General features: G+C 67.9%; 16 protein-coding genes and 1 riboswitch. Of the genes, 11 read left to right on the forward strand and 5 right to left on the reverse strand.

Annotation, left to right across the window (positions count from 1 at the left end):
• Nucleotides 1–10: 10 nt before the first annotated feature.
• The 3 genes from O9271_RS04830 to O9271_RS04840 are packed head-to-tail and all read left to right on the forward strand — an operon-like array spanning nucleotide 11 to nucleotide 2,870.
• Nucleotides 11–982, forward strand: coding sequence for an HlyD family efflux transporter periplasmic adaptor subunit (locus tag O9271_RS04830; RefSeq protein WP_298266586.1), 972 nt, complete (start codon nucleotides 11–13; stop codon nucleotides 980–982).
• Nucleotides 979–1,740 (forward strand): ABC transporter ATP-binding protein, encoded by a 762-nt coding sequence (locus tag O9271_RS04835; RefSeq protein ID WP_298266588.1) that lies wholly within the window; start codon nucleotides 979–981, stop codon nucleotides 1,738–1,740. Before O9271_RS04830 ends, O9271_RS04835 begins: the two co-directional genes overlap by 4 nt.
• The gene (locus tag O9271_RS04840) at nucleotides 1,737–2,870 is read left to right on the forward strand and encodes an ABC transporter permease (RefSeq protein ID WP_298266590.1); all 1,134 of its coding nucleotides are present in this window, start codon (nucleotides 1,737–1,739) and stop codon (nucleotides 2,868–2,870) included. Before O9271_RS04835 ends, O9271_RS04840 begins: the two co-directional genes overlap by 4 nt.
• A 32-nt stretch (nucleotides 2,871–2,902) precedes the next feature.
• On the opposite strand, the gene O9271_RS04845 is transcribed toward O9271_RS04840, so the two are convergent.
• Nucleotides 2,903–3,886, reverse strand: a complete 984-nt coding sequence (locus tag O9271_RS04845) for an aldo/keto reductase (protein ID WP_298266591.1) — start codon at nucleotides 3,884–3,886, stop codon at nucleotides 2,903–2,905.
• Between the two features lie 120 nt (nucleotides 3,887–4,006).
• On the opposite strand from O9271_RS04845, the gene msrP reads away from it, so the two are divergent.
• The 4 genes from msrP to O9271_RS04865 all read left to right on the forward strand — a co-directional run bounded on the left by msrP (nucleotide 4,007) and on the right by O9271_RS04865 (nucleotide 9,776).
• Entirely contained in the window at nucleotides 4,007–4,930 is a 924-nt protein-coding gene (msrP, locus tag O9271_RS04850; RefSeq protein ID WP_298266593.1) for a protein-methionine-sulfoxide reductase catalytic subunit MsrP, read from the forward strand.
• A gap of 10 nt (nucleotides 4,931–4,940) precedes the next feature.
• Complete coding sequence (locus tag O9271_RS04855; protein ID WP_298266595.1) at nucleotides 4,941–5,573, forward strand: protein-methionine-sulfoxide reductase heme-binding subunit MsrQ; 633 nt, start codon at nucleotides 4,941–4,943, stop codon at nucleotides 5,571–5,573.
• A 101-nt stretch (nucleotides 5,574–5,674) separates the two neighbouring features.
• Nucleotides 5,675–8,524, forward strand: coding sequence for an EAL domain-containing protein (locus O9271_RS04860; protein ID WP_298266597.1), 2,850 nt, complete (start codon nucleotides 5,675–5,677; stop codon nucleotides 8,522–8,524).
• A 22-nt stretch (nucleotides 8,525–8,546) separates the two neighbouring features.
• A complete protein-coding gene (locus tag O9271_RS04865; protein ID WP_298266599.1) occupies nucleotides 8,547–9,776 on the forward strand; it encodes a hypothetical protein in 1,230 nt (409 codons plus the stop codon).
• Here the strand turns inward: O9271_RS04865 and O9271_RS04870 are convergent.
• Genes O9271_RS04870 through pnuC form a run of 3 tightly spaced genes read right to left on the reverse strand, consistent with a single transcriptional unit; the run spans nucleotide 9,761 to nucleotide 11,400 of the window.
• Nucleotides 9,761–10,201: a DUF6526 family protein gene (locus tag O9271_RS04870; protein ID WP_298266601.1), complete on the reverse strand. Its 441-nt coding sequence runs from the start codon at nucleotides 10,199–10,201 to the stop codon at nucleotides 9,761–9,763. The two genes, O9271_RS04865 and O9271_RS04870, sit on opposite strands and share 16 nt — an antisense overlap.
• Nucleotides 10,202–10,216: 15 nt before the next feature.
• On the reverse strand, nucleotides 10,217–10,762 hold the full coding sequence (locus O9271_RS04875; RefSeq protein ID WP_298266603.1) for an ATP-binding protein: 546 nt from the start codon (nucleotides 10,760–10,762) through the stop codon (nucleotides 10,217–10,219).
• Nucleotides 10,763–10,770: 8 nt separating this feature from the next.
• Nucleotides 10,771–11,400, reverse strand: a complete 630-nt coding sequence (gene pnuC, locus O9271_RS04880; protein WP_298266605.1) for a nicotinamide riboside transporter PnuC — start codon at nucleotides 11,398–11,400, stop codon at nucleotides 10,771–10,773.
• Between the two features lie 26 nt (nucleotides 11,401–11,426).
• Nucleotides 11,427–11,532: riboswitch (TPP riboswitch) on the forward strand.
• On the opposite strand from pnuC, the gene O9271_RS04885 reads away from it, so the two are divergent.
• Together O9271_RS04885 and O9271_RS04890 are read left to right on the forward strand one after the other, a co-directional pair.
• Entirely contained in the window at nucleotides 11,524–13,689 is a 2,166-nt protein-coding gene (locus O9271_RS04885) for a TonB-dependent receptor (RefSeq protein WP_298266607.1), read from the forward strand. (Overlaps the previous riboswitch by 9 nt.)
• Nucleotides 13,690–13,788: 99 nt before the next feature.
• Nucleotides 13,789–15,336, forward strand: a complete 1,548-nt coding sequence (locus O9271_RS04890) for a M20/M25/M40 family metallo-hydrolase (RefSeq protein WP_298266609.1) — start codon at nucleotides 13,789–13,791, stop codon at nucleotides 15,334–15,336.
• 37 nt (nucleotides 15,337–15,373) lie between these two features.
• Here the strand turns inward: O9271_RS04890 and O9271_RS04895 are convergent, their stop codons facing one another.
• Nucleotides 15,374–15,547, reverse strand: a complete 174-nt coding sequence (locus O9271_RS04895; protein ID WP_298266611.1) for a DUF2256 domain-containing protein — start codon at nucleotides 15,545–15,547, stop codon at nucleotides 15,374–15,376.
• A 38-nt stretch (nucleotides 15,548–15,585) separates the two neighbouring features.
• Here O9271_RS04895 and O9271_RS04900 point away from each other — a divergent pair, with 38 nt between their 5' ends.
• Nucleotides 15,586–16,905, forward strand: coding sequence for a GAF domain-containing sensor histidine kinase (locus O9271_RS04900; protein ID WP_298266613.1), 1,320 nt, complete (start codon nucleotides 15,586–15,588; stop codon nucleotides 16,903–16,905).
• A 39-nt stretch (nucleotides 16,906–16,944) separates the two neighbouring features.
• The gene (locus O9271_RS04905) at nucleotides 16,945–19,719 is read left to right on the forward strand and encodes a 2-oxoglutarate dehydrogenase E1 component (protein WP_298266615.1); all 2,775 of its coding nucleotides are present in this window, start codon (nucleotides 16,945–16,947) and stop codon (nucleotides 19,717–19,719) included.
• The last annotated feature ends 1 nt before the right edge of the window (nucleotide 19,720 follow it).

Genomic DNA, 19,720 nt, shown 5'->3' on the forward strand with positions numbered 1-19,720 from the left:
GATTTGGGGGATGACCAATCGCTGCGTACGCCAGATGGGGCTGCGGTGTCTGCTCCCGGCCCTCGTGACGGCCTGCTCGCCGAACTCGGGGCTGGATACCGCGGTCGGCACTCTCGAGATGGTGGAAGTGAACGTGGGTCCCCTGCAGGTGGCGCGGGCGGTTCGCGTGCTGGTGCAGGAGGGGGACGCGGTGCGCGCCGGGGACACGCTCGCGGTGTTCTCCACGCCGACCCTCACTGCCGCGGTGGCCCAGGCGGAGGCGCGGGCGGCGGCGGCCGATGCGGCCGCACAGGAGCTGGCCAACGGTCCCCGGCCGGCAGAGATTGCGCGGGCCGAACAGGAACTGGCGGTGGCCGACGCCGACGCCGCACGCGCCGCGGCCGATCTGGCACGGCTCGAGCCGCTCGCCGCGAAGGGCGACGTGAGTCGTGCCACCCTCGATGCCGCACGCGCCGCCGCGCGAAGTTCGGCCAGCCGTCGCAACGCGGCGCGCGAAGCGCTGCGGCTGGTGCGAGATGGCGCGCGCAGCGAACGGCGCCGCGCGGCCGCCGCCGAGGCACGCGGGGCGCAAGCGTCAGTGGACGCGTGGAAGGCGACGGCCAGCGACCTCGTGCTCGTGTCGCCGGTGGACGGCGTGATCTCGAGCCGCAACGTGGAGCCAGGCGAAGTGCTCGCTGCAGGCCAGAGCGCTCTCACCGTGGGGCAGCCCACCCGTCCGTGGGCGCGCATCTACGTGTCGCAGTTCGTGCTGCCGCGGCTCAAGGCTGGGGACACGCTGGCGGCACGCCTCGACGGCGACAGCACGACCTTTCGGGGGCGTATCACGGCCATTGCCACGCGCGCCGAATTCACGCCGCGCGTGGCGCTGACGGAACAGGAACGGGAAGATCTGCTCTTCGGCGTGAAGGTGGAGTTCGCGGATGCCGGTGACCGGCTGCGGGCCGGCATGCCGATTACGGTGACCCTGCCGCCCGCGAAGTGAATACGCCGCTCGTGGTGCGCACCCACGCCTTGCACAAGCGTTTCGGGACGCTCGTGGCCGTGCATGGCCTCGACCTGGAGATCCGGCGCGGTGAGGTGTTCGGCCTGCTGGGGCCCAACGGTTCCGGCAAGACGACCACCATTCGCATGCTGTGCGGTCTGGTGCTCCCCACGAGCGGTACCGCCGAGGTGGCCGGGTTCGACATCACCACCCAGCCCGAGCAGGTACGCCGTCGCATCGGCTACATGTCGCAGCGCTATGGCCTCTACGACGAACTCACCGTGGCGGAGAACCTGCGCTTCTACGCCTCCGTGTACGGGCTGGTCGGTCGCGCGCGCGATGAGCGGCTGGCCGAGCACATTCAGCTGCTGGGGCTGGGCGAGCGACTGCGACAGCGCGCCGGCACGCTCAGCGGCGGCTGGAAGCAGCGGCTCGCGCTCGCCTGCGCGACCGCGCACCACCCCGACCTGGTGTTCCTCGACGAACCCACGGCCGGTGTGGATCCCGCGGCGCGGCGCACCTTCTGGCAGACCATCTACGATCTCGCGAACACGGGCACCACCGTGCTCGTGACGACGCACTACATGGACGAGGCCGAACGGTGCATGCGGCTCGCCTTCCTGTCGCGCGGTCATCTCATTGGCCTGGGGACACCGGCAGAAGTGGTGCAGCAGTTCGGCGCGAAAACAGTGGAAGACGTGTTCGTGATGCTGCAGCAGCGCGATGAAGCCGCAGCGCACGCGGGCGGGTTGCCGTGAGCGCGTGGCTGGACCGCCTGCGCCGATGGACGGTGTGGCCCATGCTGTGGAAGGAGTTCCTTCAACTGCGGCGCGACCGCCTCACGTTCGCGCTCATGACGGGGCTGCCGGCCATTCAGCTGGTGCTCTTCGGGTATGCCATCCAGACGGATGTACGTCGGCTCCCCACCGTGGTGGTGGATGAATCGCGAACCAGCGAGAGCCGTGCGCTGGTGCAGGTGCTGCAGAACACCGACAATTTTCGCGTGATCACGCGGGTCTCGGATCGCGCCGAGGCCCGGCGCTGGATCGAGCGCGGTGCAGCACGCGTGGCGCTCGTGATTCCCCCCGACTACCAGCGCAACATCCGTGGCGGGCACACCGGGGTGGCGCAGCTGCTCATCGATGCGGCCGACCCGCAGTCGAGTGGGGCCGCCATTGCCGGCGCGCAGCTGGCGGCGCAGGCACGCGGGGCGCAGCTACTGGCGCAGCGATACCAACTGCGCTCGCCGGTGGAGATCCGCGTGCGCCCCTGGTACAACCCCGCGCAGCGGAGCGCCACCTTCATCGTGCCGGGGATCGTGGGCATCCTGCTCACCATCACCATGACGCTCATCACGAGCACCGCCATCGTGCGCGAACGCGAACGCGGCACGCTCGAACAGCTGATCGTCACGCCCATCGGCAAGTCGAGCCTCATGCTTGGCAAGCTCGTGCCCTTCGTCATGGTGGGCTACGTGCAGATGAGTGTCATCCTCCTGCTGGGCGTGCTGTTCTTCGGCATCCCGGTGCGCGGCAACCTCGCGCTGCTGTACGCCCTCGCGCTCGTGTTCATCGTGGCGTCACTCGGCGTGGGGTTGCTCATCAGCACCGTGGCGCGCAGTCAGGCGCAGGCCATGCAGCTCAGCTTCTTCTTCATGCTCCCCAACATCCTGCTGAGCGGCTACATCTTCCCGCGCGCCGCCATGCCCGAGCCGGCGCAGTGGCTTGGGCTGCTGCTTCCGCTCACCTTCTTCCTCGACATCCTGCGCGGGGTGCTGCTGAAGGGCGTGGGCGTACGGGATCTGCTGGTGCAGCTGGGCGCGCTGTGCGTGCTGGCGGGAACGCTGTTCACCGTGAGTGTGCGGCGGTTCTCGAAGACGCTGGACTAGGGTGGTGGCGTGGTGCGCCGCCACCCCAACCGTCAGATGATGCCCCGCACCGGCTGCGGCCGATACGGCGCTTCCAGCAGGCCCATCTCCTCCTGCGACAACTCGAGCGATACCGCCCCCAGCGCTTCCTCGAGCTGGTGCACCTTCGTCGCGCCGACGATCGGCGCGGCCACTTGTGGCCGGGACAGCAGCCACGCCAACGCGATCTGCGCCATGGGCACCCCGCGGCCGTCGGCCACCCGACGCACGGCCGCCACGATGTCCCAGTTCACCTGGTCGTCGTAGAGCCCGTGCCCGTAGCTGTCGGTTGCGGCGCGCACCGTCGACTCGCGGTCCGTGACGCCGCGGCGCGCCCCCGCCAACAGCCCCCGAGCCAGCGGGGACCACGGCATGAGCCCCACCCCTTCTTTCGCGCACAGCGGGATCATCTCCCGCTCTTCTTCGCGGTACAGCAGGTTGTAGTGGTTCTGCATGCTCACGAACCGGGCCCACCCGTGGCGTTCACTGGCGCTGAGCGCCTGCGCGAACTGCCAGGCGAACCCCGAGCTGGCGCCGATGTACCGCACCTTGCCGCTGTGCACGAGATGGTCGAGCGCGGCAAGTGTTTCCTCGATGGGCACGACCGGGTCGAAGCGGTGAATCTGGTAGAGGTCGATCGTCTCCACGCCCAGCCGGCGGAGGCTCGCCTCGCACCCCTGCACGATATGCTTGCGCGACAGGCCGCCCATGTTGGGGCGGTCCGAGAGGGGGAAGAACACCTTGGACGCAATCACCAGCTCGTCGGGGCGGCCATAGTCACGCAGGGCGCGCCCCGTGACCTCCTCGCTCACCCCCAGGGAGTACATGTCGGCGGTATCGAAGAAATTGATCCCCGCCTCGATCGCCCGACGGAAGAACGGCCGGGCGGCGTCTTCATCCAGCACCCAGGGGCGCCACGCCGACGCCCCATAGCTCATGCAGCCGAGGCAGAGGCGGGAAACCGAGAGGCCGGTGGTGCCGAGCGAGCTGTAGCGCATGGGGAGAGGACCGGGGGGAATGGCACAAATCCGGGGATTCGGGGCAGGGGCGGGGTGTCGGGAACCCTTCGCGCGCCTCAACGCTAAGATACAGGTCTCTCACTTCCGACGAATCCGCCCATGCTTATCCGCCGACCCGACGACATTCCGTCCTCCGAAATCACGCCGGAGTCTGTCTACCAGAACCGCCGACAGTTCATGGGGACAGCCGGGGCGCTCGCGCTCGGTACGGCGCTCACCCCGTCGGCAGTGCAGGCACTCGCCGCGACCGGCGGTGTGCAGGAGGACAAGGTGACGCCCGAGGAGGACGCCACCACGTACAACAACTTCTACGAGTTCGGGACCGGCAAGGAGGATCCGGCGGAAAACGCCAAGGGATTCAAGACCACGCCGTGGACGGTGACCGTGGAAGGGTTGGTGAAGAATCCCAACACGGCCTGGGATCTCAACGACCTGCTGGCCAAGCTCACCCTGTACGACCGCACCTACCGTATGCGGTGCGTGGAAGGGTGGTCCATGGTGATTCCGTGGCGCGGGGTGCAGCTGCGGGATGTCCTCACCCGCCTCGAGCCGCTGCCCAGTGCCAAGTTCGTGCAGTTCACCACCCTGTACGACCCGCGGCGTATGCCGGGGCAGAAGTATCCGGTGCTGCAGTGGCCGTACAAGGAGGGGCTGCGTCTCGACGAAGCCATGCACCCGCTGACGCTGCTGGCCACCGGCATGTACGGCAAGGCGCCGCTGCCCAACCAGAACGGCGCTCCACTACGCCTGGTCGTTCCGTGGAAGTACGGCTTCAAGGGCATCAAGAGCATCGTGAAGATCCGCTTCACCGACAGCTTGCCCTTCACCACATGGAGTGACGCCATTCCGTCCGAGTATGGCTTCTACGCCAACGTGAACCCGCAGGTGGATCATCCGCGCTGGAGTCAGGCCAAGGAGCGCCGCATTGGCGAGTTCCTGCGCCGTCCCACGCTCATGTTCAACGGCTACGCCGACCAGGTGGCGTCGCTGTACACCGGCATGGACCTCCGTCGGAACTACTGACCCGTTGCCCGTGGACGCCTCACGCGCCGAGCGAACCGTTCGGCGCTTCATCCGGCCGGCCCTGTGGGCGCTGGTTCTGCTGCCGGCGCCCGTGCTGGTGGCCCAGCTGCTGCTCGACCAGCTGGGCGCCGACCCCATCGACCGGCTCGAACGCCTCACCGGCGAGTGGGCGCTGCGCTTTCTCATCGCCTCGTTGGCGGTGACGCCGCTCATGCGCCTGACCGGGTGGGGATGGCTCGTCGCGCAGCGGCGTTTTCTGGGGCTGGCGGCGTTCTTCTGGGCGCTCGGTCACCTGAGTGTCTACACCGTGCTCGACTGGTTCTTCGATTGGCCGGAGATCCTCAAGGACGTCACCAAGCACCTGTACATCACGCTGGGCATGGCGGCGTTCCTGCTCATGGTGCCGCTCGCCCTGACCTCGACCAAGGCCGCCATTCGCAAGCTGGGGGGGGCTCGCTGGAACCGGCTGCACTCCCTGGTCTACCTCTCGGTCATCGGCGCCTGCCTGCACTTCCTGTGGGCCGTCAAGAAGGACATTGCCGAGCCGGTGCTCTATGGTGGTATTGCCGCCGTGCTGCTGGCCGTCCGGGTCGTCCAGCGTCCGGCGTCGCGTGGAGTACGCATCGCCCCGCGCGAGGGGTGATGGACGCCGGTGAGCCGGCCGCGGTACGGATTGCAACAACGTGACGGTGTTGCCGGGTGGGGCGTCCTGACAGGGATCACTCTTCCCCCGCGTTTCCCTTCATGAAAGCAACACGTGGCGTCGAACGCCGACGCCAGCGAGTGCACGGGTCCTCCGACCACCGCCCCAACACCACCGGTATTCTGGCCGGCGGCGTGCCCGCCGTGACGGTGGCACCAACGGGGGTGCGCAGGGAGCGCGCGGTGATGAGCCTGCTGCTGCTGTTTGCCGTGGCGGTGGCCAGCTGGTTCGCCCTGAGCGATCGCCAGCACGCCGGTGGCCTGCTTGCTCGCCTCCTGCTGCCGGTGCCCGTGGCGGTCTTGGCGCTGCTGCTGGCCAGGCGGGCGTCGGCCCAGCTGTCGCTCGACCTCGGGACCCGCCGTTTCTGGCGCATCATGATGCTGGCCATCGCCTTGGCGCCCGCCGAGCAGTTGGCGCTCGGCATGCCCGTGGCCGTCGGTGAAACGTGGGCCGAACTGCTGCTCGTGGGCACGGCACTTGCCTCCCCGCTCGCCACGTTCGGCGCCCTCATGCAGCTGCCGCCTGCGCCACGATCGGCCGTGGACCGGCTCAAGTTGTTTCTCGACATGGCCACGGTGGCGGTGGGTGGTCTGCTGCTGGCGTGGTTCACCATCACGACCACCGAGGGGCTGACGGCCACGCCCACGCGCCTCTGGTTCGTCCTGCAGCATCTGCAGGGGGTACTCGACCTGCTGCTCGTCCTGGTGGCGTCGATCGTGTGGCGCCGGACCGTGCTGGAGCACCACGCCAATACTCTGGTCCTCGTGGGGGCGGCGCTGCTCGCGAATTTCCTCGGCCATACCGCGTCGGTCGCGCAGATGCTCGATGGCACGCCGCGCCCCGATGTCACGCACATGGTCACCCCGCTCTCGGTGAGTCTGCTCGCCGCCGCGGCATGGGTGAGCGCCGTCGGCGGCATACCGCACGACACGCGCAGGCCGCGGGAGCGCCGGGTGACCACGTCGAGCCTGCTGCCGTACGCCGCGACGCTGCCGGGGTTCGCGCTGCTGCTCAAGGTCGCGCTGGAGCAGGCTACGCAGCCGATGATTGGTCTCGTCTTCGGCGCCGTCCTGCTCACCGTGCTGGCGTTCGCGCGGCAGATCGTCTCCTCCCGGGAAGCGGTGATGGCGCTGGCCGAAGCCGCCGCGCGCGAGAACGAGGCGCGCTTCCAGGCACTCGTGCAGCATTCGAGTGATGTCATCATGATCGTCGATCCCGATGGCACCATTCGCTTCGCCAGTCCGTCCATGACCACGGTCTTCGGTCATGACCCGGCGAAGCTGCTCGGTACGAACCTGACGCAGCTGCTACACCCGGACGATCTCGACGTGGGGGTATGCTTCCTCGAGGAGCTGGCAGGGTCCACAAGGCGGACCGGTGACCCCACCCAGGGGACGCTGAAGCGCGAATGGCGCCTCCGCAACGCCAACGGGGACTGGATGACCGTGGACAACGTCGGTACGAACCTGCTGCGTGAGCCCGTCGTGGGAGGGCTGGTGCTCAACACGCGTGATGTCACCGAGCAGAGTGTCATCAAGCAGCAGTACATGCACCAGGCGTTCCACGACCCGCTCACCGATCTGGCCAATCGCAGCCTGTTCCTGTATCAGGTGGGGCACGCCCTCGCGCGCCACGCGCGCCTGGGGCAGCCGGTCACCGTCCTCTTCCTCGATCTCGACAACTTCAAGACGGTCAACGATTCGCTCGGCCATGCCGAAGGCGATCGGTTGCTCGTGGAGGCCGCACGGCGGCTCGCTGTCTGCGCGCGCACGAGTGACCTCATCGCCCGTCTGGGTGGTGACGAGTTCGCGGTGCTGCTCGAGGCTGCCGAATCAGAGGACGACGTGCTCGTGTTTGCCAACCGCATCGGCGAGGCGCTTTCGCGCCCATTCATCCTTGCGGGGAAGGAAGTGTTCGTGAACGCCAGTATCGGCATTGCCCGCTCGGTACGTGGCGAAGGGTCGGACGAACTGGTGCGTAACGCCGATGTGGCAATGTACGTGGCCAAGACACGCGGCAAGGGGCAGCACGTGCTCTTCGAGCCGCAGATGCATCAGGATGCCCTTGAGCGGCTGGTCGTCGAAGCGGACCTGCGACGGGCCATCGAGCACGACGAGTTTTTCCTGCAATACCAGCCCATCGTGCAGCTCGCCACGGGCGACGTGATTGGCGCCGAGGCACTGGTCCGATGGAAGAGTCGTGATCGCGGCACGGTCCCGCCTGGCGTGTTCATTCCCATCGCCGAGGAGACGGGGCTGATTGTGCCGATCGGCCGGTGGGTATTGCGCCGTGCCTGTCGGGAAGCCCAGCGCTGGACAGGCGAGCGTAATTACCCCTGCCGCATCACGGTGAACCTGAGTGGGCGTCAGCTGCAGGATGCGCAAATCGTGGACGACGTGCGTGCCGCGCTCGAGGAGTCGCGGCTCGACCCGGAGCTGCTCGTGCTGGAGATCACCGAGAGTATGCTGATGCACAACACGGAGCTGTCGATGCAGCGCCTCGTGGCCCTCAAGGCGCTCGGGGTGTCGCTGGCTATCGACGACTTCGGAACCGGTTATTCTTCCCTCAGCTATCTCCAGCGCTATCCGATCGACATCCTGAAGATCGACAAGGCGTTCGTGGAGGTCATCGATCAGGGAGGCGAAGGACCGGTGCTGGCTCAGGCAATCGTGGCACTTGGGGAAACGCTGCGCATGCGCACCGTGGCCGAAGGTATCGAAACGGAGGCGCAGCGCGGGGCGTTGCGCCAGCTCGGTTGCGAGCTGGGACAGGGCTACCTGTTCGCGCCGCCACTCGACGCCGAAGACTACTGGCAGTTGCTGGTGGCCCGTGGCGGGCGATCGTCGGTGGGCAGCATGCGTCGTCGCGAGCTGAGTGCCAACGCCGCGTAAGCGCGGCGCGCCCGGCCGCCCCGTGACGTCCTGGCCCGAGCGCGTCGAGGCCTTCGCCGTATGCGCCCCGGGCCTCGCGCCGTTGGTTGCCGCCGAGTGCGCCGCCCAGTCGCTTCATGTCGAGGCGGTGAGCGCCGCCGGTGTCTCGCTCCACCTGACGCTCCCCGAGCTGTTCCGCCTCAACTGCTGGACGCGGTGTGCCAGTCGGGTGATCGTGCGGCTCACGTCGTTCGAGGCCCGGGATTTCGCCACCCTCGAGAAGGCGGCGGCGCGGGTGCCGTGGGGGCGCGTCATCGTGCCCGGCGGCTCGGTGCGTCTGCGCGTCACCTGCCGAAAGTCGCGCCTCTATCACTCCGATGCGGTTGCGGAGCGTATCGCGCGCGGTATCGCGGGGACCATCACGGGGGCGCAGATCGTGGGGCGGGCCCGCGACGATGACGACGACGACGAGGAAACGGGACCGTCGCAGCTCATCGTTGTACGCTTCGACCACGACCGCTGTACGATCAGCGCCGACAGCTCGGGGGCCTTGCTGCATCGCCGTGGTTGGCGCCTCGATGTGGCCAAGGCGCCGCTGCGCGAGACGCTGGCGGCCGCGCTGCTGGCCGCGCTGCCATGGTCGGGCGACGTGCCGCTGGTCGATCCGTTCTGCGGGTCGGGGACCATCGGCATCGAGGCGGCACTTCTGATGCGCGACATGGCGCCCGGCGTGGCGCGCCGCTTTGCCATGGAGCAGTGGCCGCAGGCCCCGCTGGTGGCCTATGCCGCGGTCCGGTCCGAGGCCCGGGCGCGCGCGAAGCCATCGGCCGGGGTGCCCATCGTGCTGCGCGATCGCGATGCGGGCGCCATTGCCGCCGCGCGCGCCAACGCCGAGCGCGCCGGTGTGCTGCACGATCTCACGATCGAGCAGGGGGCGCTGTCGGAGACCAACCTGGCGGCAATCGGTACGCGCGGCGTACTGCTGACCAATCCGCCCTACGGACAGCGGGTGAGCGGCGGCGCCGACCTGCGCGGTCTGTACGCGCGACTGGGCGACGTGTTGCGAGCAGGAGGACGAGGCTGGCGGCTGGGGATGCTGGTGCCCCCCGATCGTGCGCTCGCGGGACAGCTGCGGCTGACGTTGTCCCCACTGTTGCGCACGGCGAACGGCGGACTCCCCGTGGAACTGCTGGCGTCCGCGCACGCCGTGGTATTCGACGGGTCTCCTGGCCGGAACCCGTCCGCGAACGCGGCGGCTCAGAGCCGGAAGTAGTCTGCGCGCCAGCTCCTGATCTGCTGCTTGATCTCCTTCCCCTTCATGGTGGGGTTGGCGATCACCGTTTCCACGAGCCCCGCCAACTCGGCGTCGCTGGCGAACCGCAGCGCGATGTAGTGGCGCGGCGAGAGGGCGGTCATGGCCCGCTCCGCGAGTGCGGCCGGCAGCACTCGCTGGTAGCGCAGCTGCTCCTCGAGTCGGATGATGCGATCCTGCGCGCGCAGCGGCGACAGCCGTGACACCGAGACTACGCCGAACAGGGCGAGGGCACCCACCAGCAGGTAGCCGGTATCGTACGACGGATTGTTGAAGAAACGCGTGAGGCTCCACACGAGGAAGATCAGCGCCAGCGGGCTCGTGAAAAAATGAAAGAGCGGCGTGTACTGCGCATGATTGGCATACTGCTGCGGGGGTCGCGGCATGGTGTTCGGTGGAGGTCAGGGGGAAACGGGATGCCAGTGCGTGGCCACGGCGGCGGCGCGCGCATAGCGCTCCTGCCATGAACCGCTGATGAGCGTGAAAGGTGCCGCAAAGCGGTGCAAGGTGGCCAGAAAGGCCTCGTGCAGCTCTTGGCGCCGGTCGCCGCGGTCGCGTACGCCATCCGCAATCCACGGCACGTCGATGTCGAGCAGCAAATAGTGGTCGGCCACCCAATCACGTGCAAGCGCCTCGATGCCCGCGTCACAGCCGCCGGTGTAGTGGTGACAGTAGGTCACGTGGCTCAGCAGATCGGTGTCGAAGAGCACGAGCGGCGTCCCGTCGATCGTGGCCTGCTGCAGGAGCGCCTCGTGTCGCGCCGTCTGTTCGCGCGCGATCGGCCAGTGATCGGATGCATCGAGCGGCGCGCCCTTGTGCCCGGCGTACGCGCGCACGAATTCGCTGGCGTGCGGCAGACCGAAATGCGCTGCCAGCTGGGACACGAGGGTCGTCTTGCCGGTACTCTCGGACCCGGTCACCACGAGACGGCGGGGACGTGGAGGCATCTCGACGCTCACCCGACGGCCGCCGGTGCCAGCGTCTTCCGCCACTGCACATAGCCCAGCGCGGCGAGGCACAAGAACACGGCGTACAGCAGCGCGGTCAGCGGCAGGCCGCGATTCACGAACAGGCCGATGTACGCCACGTCCACCGCGATCCACAGCAGCCAGTTCTCGAGCAGCTTGCGGGTCATCATCCACTGGGCCACGAGGCTGATGGCAACGAGGATCGCATCGAGCCACGGCAGCGCAGCGCCGGGGATCCGCGAGGTGATGGTCGCGAGGAGGACCCACGTGCCGAGCACGATTGCACCGAGCACGACGGCGAGACTGGCGGGGGTGCGTGTCACCACGACGGGGGCATGCGGCGCCCCCCCCCGCGTCCAGTGCCACCAGCCGTACAGCGAGAGCAGGAAGTACACCACCTGCAGCCCGGTATCGCTGTAGAGCCCCGTGCGCGCGAATACGATCATGTAGAACACCGCGTTCAGCACGCCCAGTGGCCAGCTCCAGATGCTCTGCCGCGTCACGAGCCATACGTTGGCCACACCCGTGACGAATCCGAAGGTTTCCGCGCACGACGAGCCATGCGCGGAGAGCCACGTGCAGAGGGTGCCGGTCACCGCAGGGTCGCCACTGGTCATGATTGGCAAAGCTAATTAGCATGTCCACCACATGACCGGGGTGCCGGCGCCGCCTGTGAGCGTCCGGCTGAGATAACACCCGCCGAACCTGATCCGGTTTGCACCGGCGTAGGGAGTCCAAACGTGTTTCGTCGCATCCTCGCGCGCCTGGTGCGCGCCGGGCGACCTGTGGTTGTCGCGTGTCGCGCATGGGCGTGCGCGCCGCACCAGGGATTCGCCCCCCGTGGCGTTCTGGCCGCTGCCGTTCTGGCTGCCGCCGCAGTCGCCACCGCCGCCGGGTCCGCCACCACGGTCCGCGCTCAGGCGCGCCCCGATTCCGCGAGATCCGACAGCGCGGCCCGGCGCATCGAGGGCGTCTCGGTACAGGCCATTCGTGCCGGCAGTACCGCGCCCATTGCGCAGAAGACCATCGAACGGGCGGCCATCGCACAGCGGCAGTTCGGCCAGGATGTGCCCATGCTGCTCATGAACGCCGCGCCCAGCCTCATGGCCCATACCGAAACCGGCACGCCATGGGGCTACAGCTACCTGCGGTTGCGCGGGCTCGATCAGACGCGCATCAACATCACCATCGATGGCGTGCCGCTCAACGACATGGAGGACCAGGTCCTCTACTTCGCGAATTTTGCCGACCTGATGTCCAACGTCCAGTCGGTGCAGGTGCAGCGCGGCGTGGGCACGAGCACCGCCGGGACGGCGTCGTACGCGGGATCGATCAACTTCGAAACAATGCCGGTAGCGCGCCAGGAGGCCGGCGGTGATGTGCAGGTGCAGGTGGGCAGTTTCGGGGCCCAGCGTGTCACCGCCGGGTTCAACAGCGGCCTGCAGAATGGGTTCGCGGCCTATGGCCGCGTGAGTGCGCTGCGCACCAACGGCTACCGCGACCACAGCGGCGTGGCGGGCCGCACCGGCTTTCTTGGCGCGGGCTGGTTCGGCCAGCGCGACATCGTGAAGCTCACCGCTCTGGTGGGGCAGCTCTACGACACGCTCAGCTACACCGGCGCCACGCGCGAACAGCTGCAGCAGAACTGGCGCTTCAATCCGCTGGCGCCCAACGAGCGGGACAAGTTCGGGCAGCAGTTGGTGTCGCTGGCCTGGTCACGCTCGCTCGCGAACGGCGGGGCGGTAAACACCACCGTCTATCGCAACTCGGCGAGTGGCAACTATGACTATTTCGAACTCCCCGATCGCTACCGCTTCAATCTCGCGCACACCTGGTACGGCGTCACCAGCGTCTACAACGTGGAGCGGGGTGCCCTCGCCCTCAACACGGGAGTGAACGCGAATACGTATCAGCGCGCGCATCGCGGCTACTTCCAGCCCGATACCGAACTGTACGACAACACCGGGCACAAGCAGGACGCGAGCGGCTTCGTGAAGCTGTCGTACACGCGCGGCAAGGCCACCTGGTTCGCCGACGGGCAGGGGCGGTGGGCGCGGTTCCGGTACGAACCGTCGGACAATGCCGGCATCACGGGGCGCAGCATCGACTGGGCCTTCTTCAACCCCAAGGCGGGGGTGACCTACGCCCTCGCGCGCGGCGTGTCGGCATTCACCAGCTACGGCTTGACCAGCCGCGAGCCGGCGCGCAACGACCTGTTCGGCGGCGAGGACGATCTCAACAGCGGCAATGTGGAGGCCTTCGGGGATTTCACGCGCGTGCGCCCCGAACAGCTCCGTGACTTCGAAGCGGGGGTCAACCTCGTGCGGCGCACGTTCGACCTGTCGGTCAACGTCTACAGCATGGACTTCCGCAACGACATCGCGCGCATCGGCGCCCCCACGGCCAGCGGTTCCATTCTGCGCCGCAACGTGGGGAGCAGCTTCCGCCGCGGCCTCGAACTCGACTGGGCGTATCGTGGCCTCGATCGTGTGGTGCTGGCCGGCAACGCGACCTGGAGCACGAATCGCATCCGGCAGTTCACCGATTCGTCGCGGGGCACGCCGGTGGTGCGTCGCCACGTGGAGCCGCTGCTCACCCCGCGCTTCACGAGTGCGCACCGGGTGGAAGTCACGCCGGCGTCGCGGCTGTGGGTGAGCGTGGAGGGGCGCTATCAGAGTCGTGCCTTTCTCGACAACACCAGCAGCCCCGATCGCGTGCTCCCCGACTTCTATACGGTCGATGCCACGGCGCGTCTGATGTTGGGGCGTACGAGCGTCACGCTGCGCGGCCAGAATCTGGGCGATACGCGCAAGTTCGGCAGTGGTGCCGTGAGCAGCAGTGGGCGGGTGCGCTACTTCATCCTTCCCGCGCGCGCGCTGTTCCTCACGGCGGCGTACGAGTTCTGATCGGGAAGGCGCGGAGCAGAAGAGGCGCGGGGAGGGCGGCCGAGCGGCGGTCCCTGCGTCTCCCTTCCTCCGCGCCTTGCCACACCGTATGGTGAGGCCATGCGCCCACTCCTCACCGTTCTCACCGCCGCCGCGCTCCTCGCGCCCGCCATCGCCACCGCGCAGCCACTTCGTCCGCAGGTGGACGCGTGGCGGAAGCAGCATGAACGCCAGATCCTGGACGAAGCGTTCGCTCTGCTCGCCATCCCCAATGTGGCCAGCAACCAGGACGATATCGCGAAGAACGCCGCGTTTCTTACGCAGGCGTTCGCGAAGCGTGGGGTCGCCCTCACGCCGCTGCGGGCACCCACGGGCGGCAGTCCCGCGCTCTTTGGCGAGCTCAAGACGCCGGGGGCCACGCGCACGGTGGTGTTCTACGCGCACTACGACGGGCAGCCCGTGGCGGGAGGCGGCTGGGAGAGCGAGCCCTTCGTGCCCAAGCTGAGTCGCTATCGCAACAGCGCCCCCACCGATGACGTGCCACTGCCGGCGCCAGGCGACACCATCGATCCCGAGGTGCGCATCCGCGCACGCTCCGCCAGCGATGACAAGGGGCCCATCGTGGCCATGCTGGCGGCGCTCGACGCCATGCAGGCGCTGCGGCAACGGGCGAGCGTGAACGTGAAGTTCTTCCTCGAAGGGGAGGAGGAGGCAGGGTCCAATCACCTTGGCGACATCCTGCGCACGCACCGCGCACTGCTGGGGGCCGACGCGTGGCTGTTCTTCGATGGGCCGGTGCACGTGAGCGGCGCCCCGCAGATCGTACTCGGCGTGCGCGGTGTGATGGGGGCGGAGGTCACCTTCTACGGCGCCAACCGGGCGCTGCACAGCGGCCATTACGGCAACTGGTCGCCCAACCCCGCTGTGGCCGCCGCGCATTTCGTGGCCGGATTGCGCAGCACCGACGGCCGTATCCTGCTGCCCGGCTTCTACGACGATGTGCCCCCCATGTCCGACGGCGAGCGTGCGCTCGTGAACGCCCTCAGTGCCACCGACGACAGCGTGCGTCGCTCACTCGGGCTTGCCCGCACGGAAGCGGACAACGCCCCGCTGGGGGCGCGCATCATGCTGCCCGCGTTGAATGTGCGCGGCATTCGTGGCGGTAACGTGGGGAATGGTGCCAGCAACGCGGTGCCGACCAGTGCGAGCGTGAGCATCGACTTTCGCCTCGTCCCGGACCAGCAGCCGGCACGCATCCGCGCCATGCTCGAGCAGCATCTGATCGCCCATGGCTACACCATCACCCGTGACGCCGGGGCGGCGGCCCGGAGTACCGACCGCAGTCGCCTCGCGCTCGTCACGTACGACAGCGGGTACACGGCCGTGCGGGTGCCGAGCACGTTGGCCAGCGTCCAGGCGGTCAAGCGGGTCATGACGCGGAGCTACGGACGGGAGCCGTTCACCCTCCCCATTCTGGGGGGATCACTGCCGTTGTTTCACTTTGTGGAGCAGCTGGGCGCCACCGTGATCACGGTCCCCACGGTCAATGCCGACAACAGCCAGCACGCCCCCAACGAAAACCTGCGGGTCGGTAACCTGTGGGATGCGGTGGCACTCATGACGGAACTCATGGTCGGCCTGGGACGCGAGTGGGGACCTCGCTCCTGACCACCGGCGCGGCACGCGGCGGCGCGCCGGAAGGCCGTCAGCCGGCGCTTTTCCCCATGCGGCACCGGTCAGAGCAGTAGCGCACACGCTCCCAGTCGCGCTCCCATTTCTTGCGCCACGAGAACGGCCGGCCACAGCGCGCGCACAGCTTGTCGGGGTGCCCGTTCACTGCCCCTGGCCGCTTGCCGGTGATCTTGCGAGGAGATGCCATGGCTCCCCAAGCGACGCGGGCCGGTACACTGTTCCCGCATGCACTCGCCATCACCGCCGCCGCGGCTCTCGGGGGGACACGCCGCCATCGACCCCGCCGACTTCCCGGCGAGCAATCAGGACCTCCTCTACTCCGACTATCGAAAGACCGAGGAGCTTGGCACCCTGCGACAGGTGGCCCGCGCGCTCGCCGCCGAGACCGATTCGCACAAGGTGCTGGAGACGTTGTGTCAACTCTCCATGGTCAGGGGACGAGCAAGTGGCGCCTCTGTGGCGCAATTAAGCGGTGATAATGGCGTATATGTAGCCGTCGCCGGCAAGGCCCAGGCGCTCCTCGATATCTCCTTTCCCCTCGAGGGCACGATGACCGGCCGCGTCGCGCGTGAGCATCGTACCCTCTCCCTTGCCAGCCCCAGCGCAAGCTCGCCCTTCTTCGCCACGCTGCTGCCCACGTTGGGCGTGGGGCCAATTCTGCTGTTGCCGCTGCTCGCCAACCAGCAGCTCTTCGGCGTGCTGTCGATCACCAGAGACGCTGGGCATCCGCTCTTCGATGACATTGATGAAGAGCGCCTGGGGGTGATGGCCGACCTCGCCGCGCTGGCGATCTGGAAGGCCCGCCTGCTCGAAGAGGCACGGTCGGCCGATGCGGCCAAGACCAGTCTGCTGGCCATGTTGTCGCACGAACTGCGCACCCCGCTGACCGCGCTGGAAGGCTACGGCGAGCTCCTCGAAGACGAGATCCTTGGCCCGCTGACTGTCGAACAGCGCGATGTGATCGTGCGCCTGCGCACCGTCGGTCGTCACCTCGGCAGCCTCATCGAGGACATCCTCACCTACGCCTCGCTCGAGGCCGACCGGCTGACGGCGCGCACGGCACCGCTCCGGGTGGACGAACTCATGGACTCGCTTCACCCCTTCCTGGAGCCCTTGGCCCGGGAGAAGGGGGTCGCGTTCGCCATCGAGCTCGAACCCGCCCTGCCGCCGCTCGTCACCGACGAGGCCCGGCTTCGGCAGATCCTGCTCAATCTCTGCCAGAACGCCATCAAGTTCACGGAGGTCGGCGCCGTGACCGTGCGCGTGTCACGTGGGTCCCCGGCCGCCGATGGATCGCCCACCACGCGGTTTGCCGTGCGGGATACCGGCGTGGGGATTGCCGCCACGGACATGCAGCGGCTCTTTCGCCCCTTCTCGCAGTTGGCAGACTCCGCGACGCGCCGTGCGCGCGGCACCGGCCTCGGTCTGTATATCGCCAGGCGGCTCGCCACCCTGCTGGGCGGGCGCATCGAGTTGGTCTCGCGCCCCGGTGAGGGGTCGACCTTCACGCTGGTCCTGCCGCAGCAGTTCCCCACCTCCCCCTGATGTGCCGCGAGCCGTTGTCGCTCCGCTAGATTTCTCCCCATGTCAGCCATCACGAGTGTCTTCAACGACGGGGTGTTCGCCGAGCAGTTCGAGCGGTACCGTCGCGATCCCGCCAGCGTCGACGAGACGTGGCGTCAATACTTCCGTATCGCCGAGTCGCTGTTTGGCGGTCCCTCGGCGTCGGCACCGGCGAGCCAGGCGGCCGGCGTCGTGGAGACGGCCCTGCTGGCCAAGGTGGCGGCGGCCGCCTCGCTGCAGCAGGCCATCCGCATGTACGGGCATTATGCCGTGCAGCTCGATCCGCTCGGCTCCCCGCCTCCGGGCGCCGACGAACTGCACCCCGAGTTCCACGGCCTCACCGACGCCGATCTGGCGCAGATCCCGGGCGCGGCGCTCGGTGACGATCGCTTCGCCACGGCGAAGGACGTCATCGAACGCAAGCGCCGTGTGTACTCGGGGCGTATCGGTTACGAGGTGTGGCACCTCGAAGTGAACGAAGAGCGGAATTGGTTCCGCAAGGCATTCCGCGACGGTGTCATCACGCGCCCGCTCACGGCCGACGAAAAAAAGCAGGTGTTGCGTCGTCTCAACGAGGTCGACGGGCTCGAGCGCTTCCTCGGACGCGCGTACCAGGGATACAAGCGCTTCTCCGTTGAAGGCACGGATTCGCTCATTCCGCTGCTGGATGCCATGGTGGACGCACTCGGCCGCGCGGGGGCGCACGAAGTGGTGATCGGCATGGCGCACCGCGGCCGGCTCAATGTCCTCACCAACGTGATGGGCAAGCCCTTCGAGGCGCTGTTCGCCGAATTCGAGGGGCATCATGATGCCGCCGATGAGAACGCCACCGGCGATGTGAAGTACCACATGGGCTACATGGGCTCGCGCACGGTCGACGGGCGCGAGGTGAAGCTGCGCCTCATGCCCAATCCGTCGCACCTCGAAGTGGTGAACCCCGTGATCGAAGGCGTCGTGCGCGCGCTGCAGCGCGAGCCGGGCGAGCCCGGACGCCGCAATGAGCACGTGGTGGTGCCGGTGGCCATTCACGGTGACGCGGCCTTCCCGGGCGAGGGCATCGTGGCGGAGACGCTCAACATCTCGCATCTCAACGCGTACCGGACGGGCGGCACGATTCACATCATCGTGAACAATCAGGTGGGCTTCACCACCGACCCGTCGGACGCCCGCTCCACCTATTACGCGTCCGATCTGGCCAAGGGCTTCGAGATTCCCATCTTCCACGTGAACGCGGATGATGCAGAGGCATGCGTCATTGCGATGCGTCTGGCCTGCGCGTACCGTGCCACGTTCAAGAAGGATGTGCTCATCGATCTGGTGGGCTATCGTCGTCACGGGCACAATGAAGGCGACGAGCCGATGTACACGCAGCCCACGCGCACGGCGGCCATTCGCAAGCACCCCACCGTGCCGCAGGTGTGGGCGAGCCGTCTCGTCGCCGAAGGCGTGATGACCGCTGAAGACGCGGCGCACGTGGAGCAGGAGGTCTCGCAGCGCTACGCCGAGATCCACGCGCGCTTCAAGCAGTCGCTCCTGGGCAGCGAGAAGCACGCGCCGTGGCCGGCGGAACCTGCCGAGGCGCCGCGGCCGGTGGCCACCCGGGTCGCGCCCGAACGGTTGCACTTCATCAACGAGTCGCTCCTGCAGTGGCCGACCGATTTTGCCGCCAACCCGCGCCTCGCCAAGCAACTCGAACGTCGTCGGGAAACGATGGGGGACCAGGGGGGAATCGAGTGGGGCCACGCCGAGGCGCTGGCTTTCGGCTCGCTGCTGCTCGACGGCCTGTCGGTGCGCCTCACGGGGCAGGATGCGGAACGCGGCACCTTCTCGCATCGGCACGCGGTGCTCAACGATGTGAACAGCGGGCGCAAGTATGCGCCGCTCGCCCATCTTCCGGGCGCCAAGGGCGCGTTCGAGGTGTACAACTCGGCGCTCTCCGAAACGGCCATCATGGCCTTCGAGTACGGCTACAGCGTCATCGCCACCGATACCCTCACGCTCTGGGAAGCGCAGTTCGGCGATTTCGTGAACGTGGCGCAGCCTATCATCGACCAGTTCATCGTGGCGGACCGGGCGAAGTGGGGGCAGGACAGTGGCCTCGTGCTGCTGTTGCCGCATGGCTACGAAGGGCAGGGGCCCGAACACTCGAGTGCCCGACTCGAGCGGTTCCTGCAGCTGTGCGCCGAAGGGAACATGACCGTGGCCTACTGCAGTACGCCGGCGCAGTATTTCCACCTGCTGCGGCGACAAGCCTTGCGCAAGGATCGTCGACCGCTCGTCTGTATGCAGCCCAAGTCGCTGTTGCGCCTGCCGCAGGCGGCGTCGCGCCTCGCGGATCTCGTGCAGGGTGGCTTCCAGGCCGTCATCGACGATCCCATGGCCTCGCAGCAGCCCGACGACGTACGGCGCATCGTGTTCTGCTCGGGGAAGCTGTACTACGATCTCGCGCTCTCGCCATCACGCAATCCGCACGTGGCGCTCGTGCGGGTGGAAGAGCTGTATCCGTGGCCGCACGAGGACATCCAGCGGGTGGTCGACCGCTATCCGGCACTGGAGCAGGTCGTGTGGGCGCAGGAAGAGCCGAAGAATCAGGGCGCGTGGACCTACGTGCAGCCGCGCCTGCGGGCGAGCGCCGGGGCGGCGGTCGGCGTGCGCTATGTAGGACGGCCGGAGCGGGCGAGTCCGGCAGAAGGATTCGCCGATGCGCACCAGGCGGAGCAGGCCCGTATCGTCGCGATGGTGATGGACACGGGTGAGGTGCTCGAGGGGCGCCCGGTCATGACCGCCACATACTGAC

It is taken from the genome of Gemmatimonas sp., assembly GCF_027531815.1.
In the GTDB taxonomy this organism is placed as follows: domain Bacteria; phylum Gemmatimonadota; class Gemmatimonadetes; order Gemmatimonadales; family Gemmatimonadaceae; genus Gemmatimonas.